Source organism: Amycolatopsis tucumanensis, from assembly GCF_021654135.1.
Lineage (GTDB): Bacteria > Actinomycetota > Actinomycetes > Mycobacteriales > Pseudonocardiaceae > Amycolatopsis_E > Amycolatopsis_E tucumanensis.
The window spans coordinates 1-21,161 of record NZ_JAKGSD010000083.1 but is presented as its reverse complement, the minus strand read 5'-3'; the positions used below and the strand labels follow the sequence as shown (position 1 = coordinate 21,161).

Here is a 21,161-nt window from a genome sequence, read left to right as displayed (position 1 = left end):
GGCGTCGGCGGTACACGACCGGGCGCCCCCGCACCCACGATGTCGCCGCGGCCGCCGATCGGCCTCACCGTCGAGGTCGGCCGCTGGCACGGGCGAGGCATGAGACGCCGCTGGATCTGACGTCCGGTCCCAGGGCAGTCGCCCGTCGCCGCGTATCCGTACCGGGACGGCCTGCGGTCGACCCGGCGGAGTCCGACAACGCGGGCGTGTCGGTCCGCCTGCACGCCGGCATGAATCCTCCGCGACCTCGCCGCCCGCTCCGCGACCCGTCACACGATCGACACAGTGATGGGGCATCGGCGATCGAGGTGAGCTACCCACAAAGTGGGCCAGTGGCTTGGTTGACCATCAACCGCCGGAAACCCCGCATCGTGTTGAACGAGGCAGGGCGCGGTTGGCCGTGTGCGGGCGTGTACAGGTTCGACGGTGATGCGAACGTGCTGGTGCTGGCCGGCGTGGGCGGCCGGGCAGTCCGCGCCGGTAGCAGCCGGAAGGAACTGGCCGATACCGCGCTTACCGTGCTACCACTTGACTTCGTGTCCCAGTACGGCGGCGACATCGAGGTGGCCACGCCGACGATCGCCGCCGGGCAACGTCGTCGCGAACCCTGGTGGGTTCGTGCTCGCGCAGTGCTGCGACCTGTGCGTGGCCGCCGACACCGCACGGTTCGCGGTCACCGGGGTCAAGGTGGTCAGGGGTACAAACCGTGGGTCGTGCCGCTGCCCCGCCTTGTTTCGCCGCGCATAGCCATGCGGCTTCTGCTCATCTGCGACCCAATTGACGCTGGCCGGGCATACCAGGTTGGACTGCTGAACGCGGTAGCGCCGTCACCCCGACTCGCGGAGAGCGGTGCAACGACCGGCCGAGCGCATCCTCGCGAACGCACCGCCGTCCGTGCTGGCCGCCAGGAGGAACTATGCGTCTGATGGCCGAGTCCCCGCTGGGACGCCTGCGCCACGGCGAGGCAGAGCTGGGAAGCCCGAGGCATCGCTGCCGGGACGCCCAGGAAGAACTCGTGGCCGTCGCGGCCAAGCCCGCTTCAAGAGGAGCGGGGCGCTGATGGGTGCCGCACCCTCGCCTGGGATGCGCGCTGTCGCATTCTCCTGTCTGGCCGCGTGGCGGGAACAAGTTCCCATCGCGACGGCGGCCAAGCAACGGGATGAAGGAAGGGGCTCCAAGTGAGCAGCGAGGCCGAGGCACCACTGCGGACCCGTGATCCCGCGCGCAAGGAACGCATCCTCGCCGCCGCCGCCGACCTGGTAGCCCGCCACGGCTACCACGCCGTGTCCATGGCCGACATCGGCGCCGTGGCCGGCATCACCGGCGCCGGCATCTACCGGCACTTCGACAGCAAGTCTGCCGTGCTGGTGGCGCTGTTCGACCGGGTGATCGACGGGCTGGTGCGTGAAGAGCAGGGCATCGTAGCTGGCACCGCCGACCTTCGGGAAACCCTGGACAAGTTGATTGCCGGCCAGGTCGAATTCGTGGTGCGCGATCGGGAACTGGCCCAGGTCTACCACAACGAGATCCATAATCTTCCCGAGGAAGACCGCCGCCGGCTACGCCGCAAGCAGCGGCTCTACCTCGAAGAGTGGGTACACGTCCTGATGGAGCTGCGCCCGGAACTCACCGATACCGAGGCCCGCACCATCGTGCACGCGGCCATCGGTGCTATCCAGTCGACGCTGTTCCACCGCGTCGGTCTCCCCGAACCGAGGCTGCGCGAACTGCTCGCCGAATGCGCCCGCTCGGTGCTCAACGGCGGCTGACCCCCGGACACAGGCCGTCCTGCGGCAAGCCTCCAGCACAACCAAACCATGGGTCCGGTTCGCCGTGGCCAGTGCGTGGCGCGGCCGCGGGTCGTGCGGTGGCCATGTCGGTCGGTGTCGCCCTCGGCTGGGAACCGGCGCTGGGCCTCCGGTGGCGAATTCGACGACGTACGCGGAGATGTCCACTCCGGACTCGATGCGGCTGGACGCTTGATTCCGTGAAGTTGGTGTTGACGGTCGAACGCAGTGCGGTCGCGTCGGTGGCGTTGGCCTGGCAGCGGGAGGTTTCCGCGGACCTGGACCGGGCCAACGCCGATGGTGGGGTCACCGCCATGGGGCCACGCCTAGAAGTGACTTGGCTGGTGCGTGGTTCCCGGACGGGCGAGCAGGTCGCGTCACGCGGTTTGAGACTACCGCGACCGTTGGCGCGGTAGCGGCAAGCAGGGAGTCGGAGACGAGGTGTGTCATCGGCTGGTCGTGACGTGACCGGGTAGCTGGTCGAGGTTGAAGACGAGGGTGGATCGGGCGGCCAGGCCGTGCTCGGTGTGGCAGTCGATCGCTAGCGTCGCCTGGCGGGGCTGCGCTGTGTCGTCGATGGAGAGCACGCGGCCGTCGGTGCGCAGGGTGTCGCCGGCGCAGACCGGCGCGATCATCTGCAGCCGCCTGCGCGCTAGCCAGGCGTCCGGGCCCGCCCAGGCCTTGCCGACGCGGTCGACGAAGCCGTGGAGAAACATGGTGTTGAGGTAGACGTCGCGGGCGCCCTGTTCTCGCGCGTAGGCGTGGTCGTGGTGGCCGCGGAAGAAGTCGCGGGTGGCCGCGGCGTCGAGCACGCACCGGGTGACTGTCACCGGCATCCGCACCTCGGGGAGAACCTCGACCGCGTCCGCCGGGTCAGCCGCGGCCGGGGCAGCCTGCCGCGTGGGCGGCTTGGCGTCGGAGGCGCGGTAGCGGAAGAGCACGTTGTCGTTGGTGGCGACCAGCGTGCCTTCCTGGTTCCGGCATGCGGACCGTGTGGTGACAAAGTGGCCCACGCCCAGCGCGGTGTGCTTCTCCGCGGAGACGGACTCCACGCGCTCGCTGAAGGTGAGCCGGTCGCCGACTCGCATCGGGGCGAGGAACCGGGTGTCGGTGGAGACGTTGATCAGCGTGGTGCCGGGCAGCGGCACGTCGAGGGCGAGGATCGGCGCGTGCTCCGGTCTGCCCCACGGGTTCCACGGCAGCGGGAACGCCCAGACCATGAGCATTCCGGGCGGCGAGATCAGCGCCCCGTACCGCCTCCCCGCGGCGTCGGCGTCCCAGTGGTTCTCGTCGGCGTCCTCGACGAGGGCGCAGAAGTACGCGATCTGCGCTTCGTTGACCGGAAACGGCGCCTCGGTGGTGACCTCGTGGCCGATCCAGGCCTGCGCTTCGGCGTGCGACCCGGTGACCACGTAGTTGAGCGCGTCGGCGTAGTTGACGGTCATGAGGGTGTCTCCTCCCGCGGCCGGAACTGCGGGATCGCGACGTCTCCGCGTGGTTCGAACGTGACCTGGACCGGGGTGCCAACGCGGACCGTGTCCGGGGCGCAGTCGACGACGTTGGCCATCATCCGAGGTCCTTCCGCCAGTTCGATCACGGCCAGCACGTAGGGTGCGGTGAACGCGGGGGACGGTGGCTGGTGCACGGTCGTGTAGGTCAGCACGATGCCGCGGCCGGAGGGCTCCGCCCATTCGAGGTCGGTGCACCAGCAGTAGGGACACCATGCTCGCGGGTGGTGGTGGAACCTGCGGCACGCGCGGCACCGAGGTAGTGCGAACCGGCCCTCGACGGCCGCACGCCAGTAGGGTGCGGTGTCCTCGTACAGGGTGGGAACGGGTGCGGTGGTGGTCATCGTGCGGTCCTTCCCAGGAGCACGGTGGAGTGGTCGGCCATCATTCCGCCGTAGGTGTGGACCAGGGCGATGTCCGCCTCGACCTGCCGGTCTCCCGCCTGGCCCATCACCTGGCGGGCGCCCTCGATCAGCATCGACATACCGGAGGCGTCTCCAGTGTGTCCGAAGGACAGCAGTCCGCCGTAGGTGTTGACCGGAAGGACCCCGTCCGGCGCGGCCGCACCGTTCAGGTAGAAGTGGCCACCCTTGCCGGGCTCGGCGAGGCCGGTCTCCTCCAACAGCAGGATCGGGTTGATGCTGAAGGCGTCGTAGAGCTGGGCGATGTCCACGTCCGACGGGGCGAGGCCAGCCATGGCGAACGCGGTGCGGGCCGAGACGCCCGCGCCCATGGTGGCGAAGTCGCTGGCGTGGCTGATGTTGCCGTGGTCGTGGTGCTCCCCGAAGCCGAGTAGGTAGGCGGGCTGCTGGGTGAGCTCACGTGCCAGCTCGCCGCGCATCACCAGGAACGCCGCGCCCCCTTCGCACGGCACCGAGCAGTCCAGGAGGTGAAACGGCGAGGCGATCGGCCGTGAGTCGAGAACCTGCTCGATGGTCAGCGGGCCCGCCGGTCGCATCAGCGCGTCAGGGTGGCGCAGCGCCCACTCCCGGCTGGTGACCGCGACCGCGGCCAGCGCTTCCCGCGGGGTGCCCCGCTCAGCCATGTGCCGGGTGGCGGCCAGGGCGTAGAGGGCGGGGATGAAGCTGCCGTAGGGGTACTCGAAGTCCGGGTGGCTGATCATGCGGGCCATCAGGTCGGCACCGCCGGCGCCGACCTTGGGGAACTTGCCCGCGCCCACGCACAACACTGCGTCCGCCAGCCCCGCCCTGATGGCCGTCGCCGCGCGGGTGAGCATGACGGTGTAGGTGGCGCCGCCCACGTTGATCGTTTCGCAGAACCGCGGTCGGATGCCCAGCGCGTCGTTGATCCGCTCGTGGTTGAAGACGTCGGCGCCCTGTCCGCCCGCCATGCCGGCAGGGCAGACCAGCAGCCCGTCCACGGCGTTCGGCCCGATCCCGGAGTTGGTCACGAAGTGGCGCAGGACGAGTTCCTGCATCGCCGCTCCGTCGTAGTCAGGATAGCGCCCGGGCGGAAGCTCTTCGACCGCCGCGATAGCGGGGCTGCCGGACAGTGCTGGTGACCTCATGGTGCGCCTCGCATGTCACCGGTTCGGCCAGGACCCAGTGATCGCCAGGACCACCTTGGATCGTCAACAACAAGAGAACTCGGAGTGCCCGTGTCCGGGTCACGGTGGCGGTCAGGATTGGCCCTTCGCGCCCGGCTCCTTGGCCGGTCCTTGGGTTCGGATTCGTCCACAGTGGCACCAGGGGGCGCCTGGGGACGGGGTTCCCTTCGTCTGGTGATTGGTTCTCGCTGTTCGACGCGCACGCCTCTCCTTCTGTCAATCCCTGTCAACCGGCGCGTTCGGGGATCCCGGCTGGTGTTAGACATCTCAGCCCACTGCCACCGGCGCGCGGCACGCGTGCCGGCGGGGGTTGTGGTTGGCGCCTCTCTCCAAGTATGTTAACCATGATTAACGGAGCGTGGGAAGGCTCAGAGGTGATGGCGCACACTCGGCGGATGTGTCACAGCCGCCGGGTGTGGCCGGAACGTCATGAGGTGCCACGAGATTTGGTCAAGCGTCCGGACGGTGGGTGAGTCCGCCGACAGGTTGTCGGTGCGATTCGACTTGCGGGAGCGCTGAAGAGGTGCTTCGTGCGGCGAAGGGCATCGGAGTGGAGGAGAGCCAAGGTGGACTTTCGGGAGACCGACGAGCAGCGCGCACTTCGCGAGGCGGTGTCCAAGCTCGCCGCCTCGTTCGGCCACGAGTACTTCGTGGAGCGGGCGAAGTCGGGCCAGAAGAGCACCGAACTCTGGCAGGCCGTGGGACGGCAGGGCTTTCTCGGGGTGAACATCGATGAGGCCCATGGCGGCGGCGGGGGTGGCGTCTACGAGCTGCAACTGGTGAGCGAGGAACTCGCCGCTGCGGGCTGTCCGCTGTTGATGATGGTGGTCTCGCCGGCGATCTGCGGCACGATCATTCAGGCGCATGGCACGGACGAGCAGCGCAAGCGGTGGCTGCCCGGCATCGCCAGCGGTGAGACGATCATGGCGTTCGCGATCACCGAGCCGGACGCCGGGTCGAATTCACACAACATTTCTACAGCGGCGACCCGGGACGGCGGCGACTACGTGCTGCGCGGAACCAAGTACTACATCTCGGGGGTGGACGAGGCGGAGGCCGTCCTGGTGGTGACCCGCACGGGTACCGACGCGTCCGGACGTGGCAGGCTCAGTCTGCTGATCGTGCCGACCGACGCGCCGGGGCTGGAGCGAACCGCGATCCCGGTGGAGGTCACCGCGCCGGAGACGCAGTTCACGTTGTTCTTCGACGATGTGCGGGTGCCTGCGGAGAACCTGATCGGCGTTGAGGGGGAAGGCCTCAAGCAGGTGTTCATGGGGCTGAACCCGGAGCGGATCATGGGTGCGGCGCTGGCGAACGGGATCGCGCGCTATGGCCTGACCAAGGCGTCCGAGTACGCCCGCGAGCGGAATGTGTGGGGGGTGCCGATCGGGTCGCACCAGGGCGTTGCCCACCCGCTGGCGAACGCCAAGATCCAGGTCGAGCTGGCTCGGCTGATGACCCGGCAGGCCGCCTGGTTGCACGACGAGGGCGACCCCGCGTCTGGTGAGGCGGCGAACATGGCGAAGTACGCCGCCGCTGAGGCCGGATTGACGGCGCTGGACCAGGCGATTCAGACCCACGGCGGCAACGGGATGTCCACCGAGTACGGGCTGGCCACGTTGTGGGGGCCGTTGCGGTTGATGCGGACCGCGCCGATCAGCCGGGAGATGATCCTCAACTACGTGGCCCAGCACGGTCTGGGCCTGCCGAAGTCGTACTGACCGGCGCGGACGCGATCGAAAGCGGGAAGAAGCATGCCGGTGCTGAAATCAACGCTCGACACGGCCAGCGAGACCTACCTGCTCAACCGGAAGGCCAATCTCGCCGCGCTGGCCGAACTCGACGAGCAGCTGGAGATCGTTCGTGCGGGAGGCGGCCCGAAGTACCTCGAGCGGCATCGCAAGCGGGGACGGTTGCCGGTGCGGGAGCGGATCGAGCTACTGGTTGACCGCGACGCGCCGTTTCTCGAGTTGTCGCCGCTGGCCGCGTGGGGCACCGACTTCCTGGTGGGCGCCAGCGTGGTCACCGGCGTCGGCGTCGTCTCGGACGTCGAATGTATGATCATCGCCCACGACCCGACGGTGCGCGGCGGGGCGATGAACCCGTACTCGCTGCGCAAGACGCTCCGAGCGCTGGAGATCGCGCGCCGCAACCGGTTGCCGGTGATCAATCTGGTCGAGTCCGGGGGTGCCGACCTGCCGACGCAGGCCGAGCTGTTCGTCCCCGCAGGCAAGATCTTCCACGACCTCACCGAGCTGTCCGCGATGGGGGTGCCGACCGTCGCGCTGGTGTTCGGCAACTCCACCGCCGGTGGGGCGTACGTGCCGGGCATGTGTGACTATGCTGTGCTGGTCGATCGCCAGGCGAAGGTGTTTCTCGGTGGGCCGCCGCTGGTGAAGATGGCCACCGGGGAGGAGGCCGACGACGAGGAGCTCGGTGGGGCGGACATGCACGCGCGGGTGTCCGGGCTGGCGGATCATTTCGCCGTGGACGAGCTGGACTGTATCCGGATCGGCAGGCAGATAGTGGCCGAGACCAACTGGCGCAAGTTGGGGCCGCCGCCGACGGAGCTGCCTGATGAGCCGCGCTACGACCCGGAGGAGCTGCTTGGTGTCGCCTCGGCCGACTTCCGGGTGCCGTTCGACCCTCGGGAGGTCCTGGCCAGGGTTGTGGATGGTTCCCGGTTCGGGGAGTACAAGGCGCGCTATGGCACCAGCCTGGTCACCGGGTGGGCCTCGATCCACGGTTATCCGGTCGGGGTCCTGGCCAACGCGCGCGGCGTGCTGTTCTCCGAGGAGTCCGAGAAGGCCAGCGAGTTCATCCTGCTGGCGAACCAGTCCAGCACTCCGTTGATCTTCCTGCAGAACACCACTGGCTACATGGTCGGCACCCGGTACGAGCAGGGGGGGATCATCAAGGACGGCGCCAAGATGATCAACGCGGTGACCAACAGCACGGTCCCGCACATCACGATTAACATCGGGGCGTCGTTCGGAGCGGGCAACTACGGCATGTCGGGCCGTGCCTACGATCCCCGCTTCGTCTTCAGCTGGGTCAACGCCAAGTGCGCGGTGATGGGGCCGCAGCAACTGGCGGGCGTGCTCTCGATCGTGGGCCGTCAGGCCGCCGAAGCCGCGGGCAAGCCGTTCGACGTCGAGGCCGACGAGAAGCAGCGGCGCGCCATCGAGGCGCAGATCGAGCGCGAGTCGCATGCCTTCTTCATGTCCGCCCGGCTCTACGACGACGGGGTGATCGACCCGCGGCAGACCCGCACGGTGCTGGGTATCGCGTTGTCCGCGGCGCATTCCCAGGAGGTGGCGGGACGGCGCGGTTTCGGCGTGTTCCGGATGTGATGGAGTCGACGGTGTCCAGGATCAACAAGCTGCTGGTGGCCAACCGGGGTGAGATCGCCTCCCGGGTGATGCGCACGGCCCGTGAGCTCGACATCGGCACGGTGGCGGTGTTCTCCGACGCGGACGCGCACGCCCCCTTCGTCGCGGAGGCCGATCAGTCCGTGCATCTGCCGGGCGTGGCGCCGGCCGACACGTATCTGCGTGCCGACCTGCTGCTGGACGCGGCCCGGCGGACCGGGGCGGACGCCGTTCATCCCGGCTATGGCTTCCTGTCGGAGAACGCGGGGTTCGCCAGAGCGTGCGAGGACGCGGGACTGGTGTTCGTCGGGCCGCCGCCGGCCGCGATCGAGGCGATGGGCTCGAAGACCGCGGCCAAGGAACTCATGGCCCACGCGGGTGTGCCGGTGCTGCCCGGAATCGTGATCGACGACGAGGAGGTCGACCCGCGCTCGCTCGAGGCTCAGGTGGCCGCCGAGATCGGCTACCCCGTCCTGGTCAAGGCCGCCTACGGCGGTGGCGGCCGCGGCATGCGGGTGGTCGAGGCCAAAGCCGGGCTGGCCGACGCGGTCACCTCCGCCAGGCGCGAGGCCGCCTCGGCGTTCGGCAACGCGACCGTGTTCCTCGAACGCTACGTCGACTCTCCCCGCCACATCGAGGTGCAGATCTTCGGCGACCGGCACGGCACCGTGGTGGACCTGTTCGAGCGCGAATGCTCCATCCAGCGGCGCTACCAGAAGATCCTCGAAGAGGCGCCGTCCCCCGCGGTCGACGATCGGCTGCGCGCCGAACTGGGCCAGGCCGCCGTCGCCGCCGGCAAGGCGATCGGCTACGTCGGCGCCGGCACCGTCGAGTTCGTCCTCGATTCCAGCGGCCAGTTCTACTTCCTCGAGGTCAACACCCGGCTGCAGGTGGAGCATCCGGTGACCGAGCTGGTGACCGGACTGGACCTGGTGCGGCTGCAGCTCCTTGTCGCTGAGGGCGCGCCGTTGCCGCAGGAGGCGCTGGAGGCGACCATCTCCGGACACGCCGTGGAGGCCCGGCTGTACGCCGAGGACACCGCCGCCGGTTTCCTACCCGCCACCGGCACGCTGCACCGCTTCGACATTCCCCGCCTGCCCGGTGTCCGGGTCGACGCGGGCGTGGCGGACGGTTCCGTGGTGAGCCCGCACTACGACCCCATGCTGGCGAAAGTGATCGCGCACGGCCGCACCCGAGACGAAGCGATCCGGACACTGGCCCGGACCCTCGCGGACAGCAGATTGCACGGTGTCGTCACCAACCGGGACTTGCTCATCGGCATCCTGCGCGAGGACGAGTTCCGCTCGGGCGCGATCGACACTGGCTACCTGAGCAGGCACGACCCGGTCGAGGTGGAACGCTGCTGGCGTGACCCGCAGGCAGTGTCGACGCATGCGCTCGCGGCGGCGCTGGCCGGACAGGCCGAACGCAGGGCGAGGGCACGGGCGCTGGCCACCGTCCCATCCGGCTGGCGCAACGTGGACAACGGCCCGCAGCGGGTGGCCTTCGTCGCCGACGGCGAGGACATCGACGTGACGTACCGGATCCGGGACGGTGAGGTGACCGGGAGCGTGGCCGGGCAGGCGCTGGGCGCCGTCCACGCCTTCACGCTGGCGCCGGACCGAGTGGACATCGCCGTCGGCGGTACTCGGTGCGCGATGTCGGTGAGCCGCTACGGCGACGAAGCCTACGTCGACAGCGCGCTGGAAAGCACCCGGCTCACCGAGAAGGCCCGGTTTCCCGACCCCACCGCGGTCCGGGAACCGGGGTCGCTGCTCGCGCCGATGCCGGGGACGGTCGTGCGCGTGGCGGTCGAGCTCGGGCAGGAGGTCACGGCCGGTACCCCGATCCTCGTGCTGGAGGCCATGAAGATGGAGCACACGGTGGCGGCCCCCCATGACGGCACGGTCGCCTCGGTGAACGTCGCGATGGGACAGGCCGTCGATACGGGCTCGGTGCTCGCGGTCGTCGAGGAACGGATGGATTGATGGTCGCCTTCGCCGAGTTGCTCGCCGACCTCCAGGCCGAAACCCGAGTGGTCGAGGACATGCTGACCGGGCTGAGCCACGCCACCTGGGACGCGCCGACCCCCGCGCCGGGGTGGGCGATCCGCGACCAGGTCAGCCATCTGGCCTACTTCGACGAGGCGGCCACTCGGGCCGCAGTCGATCCCGACCGCTTCCGCGCGGTGGAGGCCAAGCAGGTGTCGCGAAACCCGGCGTTCGCCGACGAGGTAGCCCAGCGGCATCGGGGGCTGCCGCCGGCGGAGCTGTCGACCTGGTTCCGCGACGCGCGCCGGCGCCTGGTCGACACGGCGTCCGGACTGGACCCGAAGCTCCGGGTGCCGTGGTATGGGCCGGAGATGAGCCTCGCGTCCTCGATCACAGCCCGGCTGATGGAGACGTGGGCGCACGGCCAGGACATCGCCGACGCCCTCGGTGTCGAGCGCACTCCGACCGCGCGGTTGCGGCACATCGCACATCTGGGGGTGCGCACCTTTGGGTTCGCGTTCGGGCGGCACGGGAAGCCGGTTCCCGCCGACCCGGTCCGCGTCGACCTGTCGAGTCCCGATGGTGCGACCTGGACGTGGGGGCCGCCGCGAGCGCGGGACATCGTGTCCGGGCCCGCGTTGGACTTCTGCCTCGTCGTGACCCAGCGGCGGCACGTCGCCGACACCGCGCTGAAGATCAGCGGGCCGGTGGCGGCCGAGTGGATGTCCATCGCCCAGGCCTTCGCCGGCCCACCGGGGCCGGGGCGTGCGCCAGGTGAGTTCGCCAGGAAGGAGAAGACGGTCCGATGAATTCCCGTGCCGTGCGGATCGGCAACTGTTCCGGCTTCTACGGCGACCGCGTCGCCGCGGCCAGGGAGATGGTCGACGGCGGCCCGGTCGACGTGCTCACCGGCGACTACCTGGCCGAGCTCACCATGTTGATCCTGTGGAAAGCCAAGCAGAAGGATCCCGGCGCCGGGTATGCCCAGACGTTTGTCACGCAGATGGAGCAGGTGCTGGGCACCTGCCTCGACCGCGGGATCCGGGTAGTGACCAACGCGGGCGGATTGAACCCGGCCGGCCTCGCCGAGCGGCTCACCGAGCTGGCCGAGCGCCTCGGACTGTCACCGCGGATCGCCTATATCGAGGGCGACGACCTCACGAACAGGATCGACGACCTCCTCGACCAGGGGCACTCGCTGGCGCACCTGGACACCGGCAAGCCCCTCGCCGACGCCGGCGTCAAACCCGTCACGGCCAACGCCTACCTGGGCGGCTGGGGTATCACCGAAGCCCTGGCCGCTGGCGCCGACATCGTCGTGTGCCCCCGGGTCACCGACGCCTCCCTGGTCACCGGCCCGGCCGCGTGGTGGCACGGCTGGGCCCGGACCGACTACGATGTCCTGGCTGGCGCGGTCGTCGCCGGGCACATCATCGAGTGCGGCCCCCAGGCGACCGGCGGCAACTACTCCTGGCCGCACGAGGTGACCGACCGCCGCTATCCCGGCTTCCCCATCGCCGAAATCGCCGCCGACGGGTCCAGCGTCATCACCAAGCATCCGAATACCGGAGGCATGGTGTCGGTGGGCACGGTCACCGCCCAGCTGCTATACGAGATCGCCGAACCCGCCTACCCCAACCCCGACGTGGTAGCGCACTTCGACACCATCACCCTGACCCAACAGCGGCCCGACCGCATCAGCGTGTCGGACGTGCGAGGCAGCGCGCCGCCGGACAGGGCGAAGGTCGCCATGAACTACGTCGGCGGCTACCGCAACACCATGACGTTCGTCCTGACCGGCCTCGACATCGAGGACAAGGCCGCCTGGACCGAAGGACTGCTGTTCGACATCCTCGGCGGCAAGGACACCTTCGCCGAAACCGACGTGCGCCTGATGCGGTTCGACACCGACGATGCCCCGACCAACGAGGAAGCCACCGCCCACCTGCGGATCACCGTCAAAGACCCGGACGCGCGCAAGGTCGGGCGGGCCTTCTCCGGCGCGGCCATGGAGGTCATCCTCGCCGGGCCCGCCGGGCTGCATACCACGACCCCGCCCACCGCCGAGAGCGCCTACGGCGTGTACTGGCCCACCCTCATCCCCGCCGACCTGATCGAACAACGGGTTGTGCTCCCCGACGGCACGACCCGAACGATCGTCCGCGGCGAGCACGCCCCAGCCACCGGCCAGCGCGTCCCCCCGCCCGATCCATCCACGGTGACAGTGCAGGCACCCACCCGGATAGTCCCACTGGGGCGGGTCTGCGCGGCGCGGTCGGGTGACAAGGGCGGCAACGCCAACGTCGGCGTATGGGTCCGCACCGACACCGCGTACGCCTGGCTACGCGACTACCTCACCGTCGACCGGCTGCGGACCCTGATCCCCGAGGCTTCGCCGCTGACCATCCACCGCCACGAGCTGCCGAACCTGCGGGCGCTGAACTTCGTGCTGGTCGGCCTGCTCGGCGAGGGCGTGGCCGCCTCGGTACGGCCCGACCCACAGGCGAAGGGGCTCGGCGAGTACCTGCGCTCCCGCCACGTGCCGATCCCCATCACCGTACTCGAGGAGGACGCACCGCCGTGCTGACAGGAGGATGACCATGTTGTCAGGTCCCATCGACGTGACCAGTCTTCGCGGCCGCCACGAAACCCAACGCTGGAACCGGGTCAGCGTCGGCGATCTGTGCGAGCGGCTGATCTGGAGCCGCCCCGACAAGGCGGCGGTGGTGGGCCGCGACGGAGCCTACGCCTATCCCGAGCACCGCAGGCTGACCTACCGCGATGTCGACGAGCTGGCCAACCGGGTGGCGAACGCGCTCGCCGCGCAGGGCCTGCACGCGGGCGAGCGGGTGTCGCTGTTCTGCGAGAACTCGGTCGAGGCGCTGGTCACCAAGCTGGGCATCGCCAAGGCGGGCCTGGTGTGCGCGCCGGTCAACCCGTCGCTCGCACCAGACGTCGTCAGTTACCTCATCGAGCACGTCGAGGCCCGGTTCGCCTTCGTCGATGCCGAGTTCTGGCCGGTCGCCGAGGGCCCCGTCACCGCCGCCGGGCTGACCCCGATCGTTCTCCCGATCGGCGGGAACGTGCCCGAGGGTGTGCTGAGCTGGACCTCCTTCCTCGACGGCGCGCCGGCCGACGAGCCCGACGTCGCGATCCACGGTGACGACATCTGGCAGATCCTGTCCACCTCGGGCACCACGTCCATGCCCAAGGGCGTGATGCTGTCACACCACTACAGCTACCTCGCCGCGTACAGCTTCGCGTTACCGTTCAGCCGCGGCCTGCGATTCGAGTCCGACCTGGTACTGGGCACGTTCCTGCCCATCGTCTACCACATCGGCGACCAACTGATGCTCTCGACGTTCCTGACCGGTGGGACAATGGTGCTCGGCCGGCGTCCCGACGCCCAGCAGATCGCCGAAGCGATCACCCGCGAGTCCGTCACAGCTCTGTGGGCTGGCTCGCCCGCGATGGTCAACGCACTGGTCGACGCGCTGTCGACCGACCCGGTCCGCTACGACGCTCGATCGCTGCGCGTGCTGGTCTACGGCTGGGCCGCGCTGCCGCCGGGCACTGTGGCCCAGCTCAAGCGGCTGTGCGGCGAGGAACTGCAGCCCATGGAGATCCTGGGGCAGACGGAGGCGATCGCGTGTCACCGCTTCTGGGTGGACCAGTGGCGGGACACCTTCCTGCGGACCGCGCCCGAACAGAACTACGTCGGACTCCCCAGCCCGCTGCTGGCCGCGAAGATCGTAGACGAACAGGGCCACGACTTGACGGACAAGCCAGGTACGCCCGGCGAGGTGGTCTACCGCTCGCCCGTAGTGACCGCCGGCTACTACCGCAACGAGGCGGCGACCAAGGAAGCGTTCCAGGACGGCTGGTTCCACTCCGGGGACAGTTGCCGCGACGACGCCGACGGCCTGCGCGTCATGCTCGACCGGTACAAGGACATCGTCAAGACCGGCGGGGAGAACGTCTCCAGCCTGCGCGTCGAGTCGGTACTGCACCAACACCCCGCGGTGGCCAAGGCCGCAGTAGTCGGCCTGCCCCACGAGCGGTGGGGTGAGGCGGTGACCGCGTTCGTGGTGCCCACCGACGGCCAGACGGTCACCGAGGAGGAGGTCACCGAGTTCTGCCGCTCCCGTCTGGCCGGGTTCGAAACACCCAAACGAATCGTGGTCACCGACGCGTTGCCCGAAACCGTCGGCGGCAAGGTGCTCAAGTACAAGATCCGGGCCGAGCACCAGACCCTGTACCACGGATGACCTACCGGCGGGTACTAGTGAGTTGACATTAACCTAGAGGTATGGCGCACATCATCGCGGCGCGCCGCGGCGCGTGGCAGAAGGGCGACTCCCGCCGGCGCAACGAGGTTGGCGAGCCAACGGCGTGTGATGTTGGCGATGCCGAGCCGGCGGGTTGTAAATGGCTGATAACGTCTTGCTTGTTCGGAGTCGAAACGGGCGTGCAGGGGAACGAGCGAATGACCGGTGAAAGGGAAGATGGGCAGCGTTCGGGATCGGGCATTCCCACGGGGCCGCTGAGTGGCTTTCCCGCGGTGGGCGGCGGTTCGGCGTCACTGTGCGCTGGTTGTCGGCAGGCGGGGCGCTGCCGACTGGGAATCGAGGCGGTCGAAACGCGGGACGACGGTAGCGTGGTCGGGCGGTTTCGGCTGGGCGCCGAGCATGAGGGTGCCGGTGGCGTCGCGCATGGCGGGTCGGTCATGGCGGCCTTCGACGAGGTGTGCGGTGTGGTGCCGTGGTCCGCCTCCGTGCTCGCGGTCACGGCGGACATGCAGGTGTCGTTTCGCCGCCCGGTCCCCATCGAGCACGACCTCGACATCCGAGCGTGGTCGGAGAACCGAGACGAGCGCGGATGGTGGACCATTGCCGCGGAGCTGCTCCTGCCTGGGCCGAACATGGTCCTCGCGACCGCGCGGGGTCGTTTCGTCGAGCGCGATCCGGAACGTCACTACGCCCGCTTCCACCAGTGGCTGAGTGAGCGGACAGGTCGGACCAGCGATGCCCACGCCTGAGCGCGTCCGGACCGTGACCGTCGGTTTCCCGAACTAGGAGGGTGAACGGAGATGACAACGCGGGCGCTCGCCTATGAGCTCGTCGACGAGGTGGCCTGGGTGACGATCAACCGGCCGGAGGCGCGCAACGCGCTCAATTCGAAGGTTCGGTCCGCGCTGTTCGAGGCGTTCGACGCCTTCAACGCCGATCGCGACGCGAAGGTGCTGGTGCTCACCGGCGCCGGTGACGCTGCTTTCTGCGCCGGGGGAGACCTCAAGGAGATGGCCGACACGGAGTTGACTGTGCCGCCAGCGGACTTCGTTCCGCACCTCGGCCGCAACGTCAAGGTCGACAAGCCCACCATCGCGGCGGTCAACGGGGTGGCCTACGCCGGTGGTTTCCTGCTTGCCCAGATGTGCGACCTGGTCGTGGCCGCCGAGCACGCCCGGTTCGCGGTCACGGAGGTCAAGGTGGGCCGGGGTGCTCCGTGGGCCGCGCCGCTGCCGTGGCTCATTCCGCCGCGCGTGGCACTGCAGATCCTGCTGACCGGGGAGCCCATCGATGCCGCGCGGGCCCACCAGATCGGTCTGGTCAACGAGGTGGTCCCGGCCGGGGAGCTCCGGAAGGCGACGCAGCGCCTGGCGAAACGCATCGCGGCGAACGCGCCGCTGTCCGTGCTCGCCGCGAAGGCGATGGTGTACGCGGCCGCCGACCGCGGGTGGCACGACGCGCTGGACGAGGCTGACCGGATATGGGAGCCCGTCTACCTGAGTGAGGACGCGCAAGAGGGACCGCGCGCCTTCCGCGAGAAGCGCAAGCCGGTGTGGCGCGGCAGGTAGCCGATTGCGCCCGCGCAGACCCGGCGACTGGCACCACGGGATCCGACCCACACCGGGTAGGTCGGACAGCGTGCGTCGTCAACTAGCGGGGCGGGCGGCCCCACACCGGATTGCGGCCACGGCCTGTCCTTGTCTTCCCGCTGTGGGGCCACCCGGACGGTGTGCTCAAGCGCGCGGGCCACACCAGAGCCTTGATCGAAGCGTGCCCGGCTCGCCGGCCGCGCGCTCAGGCCGGTGCGATCCACGGCACGGGGGAGGGCGTGCTGAGGCTGTGGGGGCACTCCAACCGTTGTCGGTGTCAGAGCGAGGGCGGGGGTGCGCCTCAGCTGAGCCTGTGCTCAGTGGTGGCGGGTCGTCAGCGGTCGCCCGTGTGGGTTGGCGGCGTGTGGCTGGTGAGGAAGTTGTCGACAAGGTGTGCGCAGAACTGTTCGTCGTTGGGGGTGCCGGTGACGAGGCGGTTGAAGATGAGGGGGCCGATGAGTTGGGCGAGGGCGGTGGTGGTGTCGGTGCCGGGGCGGAGTGTGTTGTGGGCGGCGTCGCTGGTGAGGACGGCGTCGAAGGGTTGGCGGTATTGCTCGATGATGCGGCGGCGCAGGGTGTGCAGGTGTGGCCGGTCGCTCTGGGTGGGGGTCGAGGGTGTTGGTGCGATGCTCATGCCGAGCCAGGACAGCACGGTCAGTTGCAGGGGGGCGTGGTCAATGAGGTGGGCTTGGTTGGTCAGCAGCGTGAGCAGCCGTTCGCGTAGGGGGCCGTGGGCGGGTGCGGGTGCGACGGGGGGCAGCAGGCGTTCGAAGGCGGCGGCGAGCAGTTCGGTGCCGGTGCCGAAGTGGCGGTAGAGGGTGGCGCGGGCGATGCCGGCGGTGCGGGTGACCGCGTCGATGGTGACCGCGTCGATGCCGCCTTCGGCCAGTAGGTGGGTGGCGGCGTCGAGCAGCCGTGCGCGGGAGCGTGCCAGCCGCGGGTCTTCGTCCGGGGTGCTGGGTGTGGGGGCGGCGGTGGACATCGATCTCCTGCGTATCCGGAGGGCGGCGCGGGCGCGAGCAAGCCTAACGACAGCCGGACTTGTGAAACCGTCAGTCTAGGTCCGATACTGTCGGTTCACAAATGTTCGAGTCTTGCGGGTGATGCGTGTGGCGGAGTCGGCCGGGGAAGCGGGCGGGGCGCGCCGTGGCTGGACGCTGGCGGTGTCGTGTCTGGCCGTGGCGTTGGTGATGGCCGGGGTGGCGTCGCTGACCACGGCGTTGCCGGAGCTGGCTGCGGATATCGGGGCGAGTCAGACGCAGGCGACGTGGATTGTGGATGCCTACACGTTGGTGTTGGCGGGCGTTCTGTTGCCGGCGGGCGCGGTGGGGGACCGTCTCGGGCGGCGCGGTGTGCTATTGGCTGGACTGGTCGTGTTCGCGGTGGGTTCGGCGCTGCCGCTGGTGATGGACACGCCGACAGGGGTGATTGTGTGCCGGGCGGTCGCGGGGTTGGGGGCGGCGCTGGTGATGCCGGCGACGTTGTCCCTGCTGACCGCGGAGTTCCCTGCCCGGCAGGCCGCGCGTGCGGTGGGAGTGTGGGCGGGTTTTGCCGGGGCGGGTGCGGTGCTGGGCATTCTCGGGGCCGGCGCGTTGTTGGCGGTCTGGTCGTGGCAGGCGGTGTTCGTGGCCACAGCGGTGTTGGCGCTGCTGCTGGTGGTGGGTGGCTGGTTCGTGCCGTCGTCGCGTGAGCCCGCGGCGCCCGGGCTGGATGTGCCGGGGGCGGTGCTGTCGGCGGCGGCGGTGGGGTTGGTGGTGTTCGGGGTGATCGAGGCTCCCGATCACGGCTGGGACAGTGCGCTGGTGGTCGCCTCGCTCGGTGGTGGGGTGCTGGCGGGGGCCGGGTTCGTGCTCGTCGAACGACGACGGGCGGCACCGTTGCTGCAGGTCGGGTTGTTCGGCGACCGCGGGTTCGGTGCTGGCGCGGTGTCGCTGGTGGTGCAGTTCCTGGCCGCGTTCGGGGTGTTCTTCCTGCTGATGCAGCATCTGCAGCTGGTGTGGGGCTACTCGCCGCTGCGGGCGGGGCTGGCGTTGGCGCCGGTGGCCGTTCCGCTGGTCGTGGCCGCGGTGCTCGCACCGTGGGTGAGCGAGCGGGTGGGGTTGCGGGTGATGACCGGCGCCGGCCTGGCGCTGGTGGCTGGTGCGCTGGTCGGGATCGGCGGGCTGGGGGTGGACGAGGACTATCCGCGGCTGGTGGTGTTCCTCGGTGTGTTCGGGCTCGGTCTGGGCATCTGCGCGACACCGGCCACCGCCGCCATCGTGCGCGGGGTTCCCCGCGCCAAACAGGGCGTGGCCTCCGCGGTCAACGACGTCACCCGGGAACTCGGTGCCGCGGTGGGGATCGCGCTGGCCGGCAGCCTGCTCGCCAGCAGCTACCGCACCCATCTCGCCCCGCAGATCACCCACCTCCCCGCCGCAACTCGCGCCCAGGCCAGTGATTCGCTGGCCGCCGCGCTGCGGCTGGCCGGCGACACGCCCGCCGGACCTGATCTTGCCGCCGCGGCGCGGCGCGCCTTCGTCGACGGGTTCCACGACACCCTCAGCGCCCTTGCCGTGCTCACCGCGGTCACGGCCGTGGCGCTCACGGCGTGGGCTCCCGGACGCCACCGCGTGGACGGGCCGTCGCAGCCTGCGGAAACCTGCGGCAGTGACGCTACCGACTCTGCATTTGTCGCCGAACAGGACAGGAGTACTTCGTGACCGGACGACGCGTTATCAGCGACTACCCGCACCAGCTGGCCGGGCATTGCGGGTCAGGAGCGCTGCGCGACCTGATGCAGTGGGCCCGGCTGTCCTACGACGAGACGCCACTGGATGAAGGCACCGTGTTCGGGCTCGGCGGCGAACTCGGGTTCAGCTACCTGCGCCATCCCGCCATGAGCCCGCCGATCTACCTCGTGGGTCGGGGCCCCGACCTCACCGGTGGGTTCACCCGCCGTCTCGGGATCACCGCCACCCAGCATGCCACCGATGATCCCGACGAAGGCTGGGCCTGGGTCCGCGAGGAACTCGACCACGGGTATCCGGTGCTGTGCTGGGCCGACATCGCCCATCTCCCGTATCTGCGGGTGCGGCTGAGCATGAGCCGCCACGACATCGTGATCACCGGCTACGACGACCACACCCGTACCGCTACCGTCGTCGACAACGACCGCGCCGACCCCCAACCCGTCCCCTACGACGCGCTGGCCCGCGCCCGCAGCTCCACCGGATTCCCCGTACCCACCCGGCACACCACCTACCGGCTGCGCTACCCCACCCAGCTGCCGCCCCTGGCCGACACCGCCGCCGACGCCTGCCACGCTGCCGCTCGAGCTCTGCGAAATGCCCAGTCACTGCTGCCTGCCGGTCAACTCGACGGGGTGGCCGACCTCGTGCATGGCGCCGGCCTGGACGGCATCAGCGTCTTCGTCGACGACCTGCGGCGCTGGCCCGACGTGTTCACCCCCACGCAACTGGATACCGTGCTCACCGCGCTGGCCGCGTTCATCGACAAGGCCGGCACCGGCGGCAGCCTGTTCCGCCGGCTGCAAGCCGACTACCTGCACTACCTCAACCAGCGCGCCGGCCTGCCCATAGCAGGACAAGCCGCCGACCTCTACGCCCAGCTCACCCAGCTCTGGCACGGCCTCGCCCGCATCGCCACCGCCGACATCTCCACCACCACCCGCGTCACCGCGCTCGCCGACACCGCGGAACATCTCCCCGAACTCGAACAGCAAGGCGCCGATCTGCTCGACCTCCTCGCCCGCGAACTCAGCTCTTGACGCCCCGGAGACGCCGTGACCACTCCCACACCCCTCACCTACCGCCGCGCGGGCCTCACCCTGGCTGGTGACCACTGGACCGCACCACCAGCCACCCCATCGCGCGGCACCGCCGTCCTGCTCCACGGCGTCGGGCAAACCCGCCACTCCTGGCACCACACCGCCGCCCGGCTCGCCGGGCACGGCTGGACCGCGCTCACCCTCGACGCCCGCGGACACGGTGACAGCGACTGGGCACACCCCCACGACTACACCGTCGATCACCTCGTGGACGACCTCGTCCACATCGCCGGCACCCTCAACGACACCCCCGTGCTCATCGGCGCCTCCATGGGCGGTATCACCGCACTGCTCGCCCACGCCGACCACACCATCGCCCGCGCCCTCGTACTCGTCGACATCGCGCCCCAGATCAATCCCGCCGGCGCCGCCCGCATCCTCGATTTTATGACCCGCCACCGCGACGGCTTCGCCACCCTGGACGAGGCCGCCGCCGCGATCGCCGCCTACAACCCCCACCGAACCCGCCCCGCCACCACCCACGGACTCCGCAAGAACCTCCGCCAACACCGCGACGGCCGCTGGCGCTGGCACTGGGACCCGCAACTGCTCCAGTTCATCAGCGACACCTCCGCCCTCACCGACCTCACCACCCGCATGGACACCGCCGCCCAACAGATCACCATCCCCACCCTGCTCATCCGCGGCGAACTATCCGACATCGTCAACCACGACTCCGTCGACCACCTTCTCCACCACATCCCCACCGCCCACACCGCCACCGTCACCAACACCGCACACATGGTCGCCGGCGACGACAACGACATCTTCACCAACCACCTGATCGACTTCCTCAACCACCTCCTCCCCCTTCCACGCGCCGAATCGAGAAAGCGGAGCGGGCCAGGGACATGAATACCGGGACAGCGGCCGACACCGTTCCTCCGGCCTTGATCACCTGGCCTTCTGCCGCTACCGGATTGACCTGTTCCGCAGCTCCCGTGAGGGGAACGTCGGCTGGCCGACGAACGCCATCGCCCCGCCATCGCCACCCAGCTCGGTTACTCGGGCCCGGTGGTGCGTTGTCGGGTCTGTCAGATGAACGGTGGATCTGATCTTGGTTCTCGTTGGTGGTCGGGTCGAGGCGTCCGGGGAAGGTGATCGCGAACGCGTTTAACGGCGCTTTCCAGGCACTTCAGCGCCGCGGCGTCGGAGGGGAAATGACCGCGGGCCTTGATTGCCCGCCGGTAGCGGGCGTTGATCGACTCGATCGCGTTCGTGGTGCAGATGACC

Annotated in this window: 16 protein-coding genes and 1 pseudogene; 12 read left to right on the top strand and 5 right to left on the bottom strand. The window is 69.5% G+C overall.

The window, feature by feature from the left end; all coding sequences use genetic code 11:
- Positions 1–1,178 precede the first annotated feature (1,178 nt).
- Entirely contained in the window at positions 1,179–1,769 is a 591-nt protein-coding gene (locus tag L2C96_RS41635; protein WP_009156892.1) for a TetR/AcrR family transcriptional regulator, read from the top strand.
- 464 nt (positions 1,770–2,233) lie between these two features.
- On the opposite strand, the gene L2C96_RS41630 is transcribed toward L2C96_RS41635, so the two are convergent.
- Genes L2C96_RS41630 through L2C96_RS41620 form a run of 3 tightly spaced genes read right to left on the bottom strand, consistent with a single transcriptional unit; the run spans position 2,234 to position 4,733 of the window.
- Positions 2,234–3,232, bottom strand: coding sequence for an FAS1-like dehydratase domain-containing protein (locus L2C96_RS41630; protein WP_110341425.1), 999 nt, complete (start codon positions 3,230–3,232; stop codon positions 2,234–2,236).
- Positions 3,229–3,639 (bottom strand): Zn-ribbon domain-containing OB-fold protein, encoded by a 411-nt coding sequence (locus L2C96_RS41625; protein WP_009156890.1) that lies wholly within the window; start codon positions 3,637–3,639, stop codon positions 3,229–3,231. Before L2C96_RS41625 ends, L2C96_RS41630 begins: the two co-directional genes overlap by 4 nt.
- Complete coding sequence (locus L2C96_RS41620) at positions 3,636–4,733, bottom strand: thiolase family protein (protein ID WP_198285911.1); 1,098 nt, start codon at positions 4,731–4,733, stop codon at positions 3,636–3,638. Before L2C96_RS41620 ends, L2C96_RS41625 begins: the two co-directional genes overlap by 4 nt.
- Positions 4,734–5,428: 695 nt before the next feature.
- Between L2C96_RS41620 and L2C96_RS41615 the strand changes: the two genes are divergently transcribed.
- From L2C96_RS41615 to L2C96_RS41580, 8 genes are read left to right on the top strand one after another with little or no spacing between them, the layout of a single operon-like run.
- A complete protein-coding gene (locus tag L2C96_RS41615; protein WP_110341423.1) occupies positions 5,429–6,583 on the top strand; it encodes an acyl-CoA dehydrogenase family protein in 1,155 nt (384 codons plus the stop codon).
- Positions 6,584–6,616: 33 nt separating this feature from the next.
- A complete protein-coding gene (locus L2C96_RS41610) occupies positions 6,617–8,215 on the top strand; it encodes an acyl-CoA carboxylase subunit beta (protein ID WP_009156887.1) in 1,599 nt (532 codons plus the stop codon).
- Positions 8,215–10,221 (top strand): ATP-binding protein, encoded by a 2,007-nt coding sequence (locus tag L2C96_RS41605; protein WP_110341421.1) that lies wholly within the window; start codon positions 8,215–8,217, stop codon positions 10,219–10,221. The genes L2C96_RS41610 and L2C96_RS41605 overlap by 1 nt, the downstream gene beginning before the upstream one ends.
- Positions 10,221–11,033 (top strand): TIGR03084 family metal-binding protein, encoded by an 813-nt coding sequence (locus L2C96_RS41600; RefSeq protein ID WP_110341419.1) that lies wholly within the window; start codon positions 10,221–10,223, stop codon positions 11,031–11,033. The genes L2C96_RS41605 and L2C96_RS41600 overlap by 1 nt, the downstream gene beginning before the upstream one ends.
- Positions 11,030–12,811, top strand: coding sequence for an acyclic terpene utilization AtuA family protein (locus tag L2C96_RS41595; protein WP_110341417.1), 1,782 nt, complete (start codon positions 11,030–11,032; stop codon positions 12,809–12,811). The genes L2C96_RS41600 and L2C96_RS41595 overlap by 4 nt, the downstream gene beginning before the upstream one ends.
- Positions 12,812–12,824: 13 nt before the next feature.
- A complete protein-coding gene (locus L2C96_RS41590) occupies positions 12,825–14,492 on the top strand; it encodes an AMP-binding protein (RefSeq protein ID WP_233519924.1) in 1,668 nt (555 codons plus the stop codon).
- A gap of 41 nt (positions 14,493–14,533) precedes the next feature.
- A complete protein-coding gene (locus L2C96_RS41585; RefSeq protein ID WP_110341414.1) occupies positions 14,534–15,262 on the top strand; it encodes a PaaI family thioesterase in 729 nt (242 codons plus the stop codon).
- Between the two features lie 51 nt (positions 15,263–15,313).
- Entirely contained in the window at positions 15,314–16,081 is a 768-nt protein-coding gene (locus L2C96_RS41580) for an enoyl-CoA hydratase/isomerase family protein (RefSeq protein WP_110341412.1), read from the top strand.
- A 355-nt stretch (positions 16,082–16,436) separates the two neighbouring features.
- Here L2C96_RS41580 and L2C96_RS41575 read toward each other — a convergent pair whose 3' ends face one another.
- A complete protein-coding gene (locus tag L2C96_RS41575) occupies positions 16,437–17,084 on the bottom strand; it encodes a TetR/AcrR family transcriptional regulator (protein ID WP_110341410.1) in 648 nt (215 codons plus the stop codon).
- 121 nt (positions 17,085–17,205) lie between these two features.
- Here L2C96_RS41575 and L2C96_RS41570 point away from each other — a divergent pair, with 121 nt between their 5' ends.
- From L2C96_RS41570 to L2C96_RS41560, 3 genes are read left to right on the top strand one after another with little or no spacing between them, the layout of a single operon-like run.
- Entirely contained in the window at positions 17,206–18,801 is a 1,596-nt protein-coding gene (locus L2C96_RS41570) for an MFS transporter (RefSeq protein WP_110341594.1), read from the top strand.
- On the top strand, positions 18,798–19,868 hold the full coding sequence (locus tag L2C96_RS41565; protein ID WP_110341408.1) for a BtrH N-terminal domain-containing protein: 1,071 nt from the start codon (positions 18,798–18,800) through the stop codon (positions 19,866–19,868). Before L2C96_RS41570 ends, L2C96_RS41565 begins: the two co-directional genes overlap by 4 nt.
- 15 nt (positions 19,869–19,883) lie before the next feature.
- Positions 19,884–20,783: an alpha/beta fold hydrolase gene (locus L2C96_RS41560; RefSeq protein WP_110341406.1), complete on the top strand. Its 900-nt coding sequence runs from the start codon at positions 19,884–19,886 to the stop codon at positions 20,781–20,783.
- Positions 20,784–21,055: 272 nt separating this feature from the next.
- Here the strand turns inward: L2C96_RS41560 and L2C96_RS41555 are convergent.
- Positions 21,056–21,161, bottom strand: a pseudogene (locus L2C96_RS41555) (transposase); the annotation flags it as partial.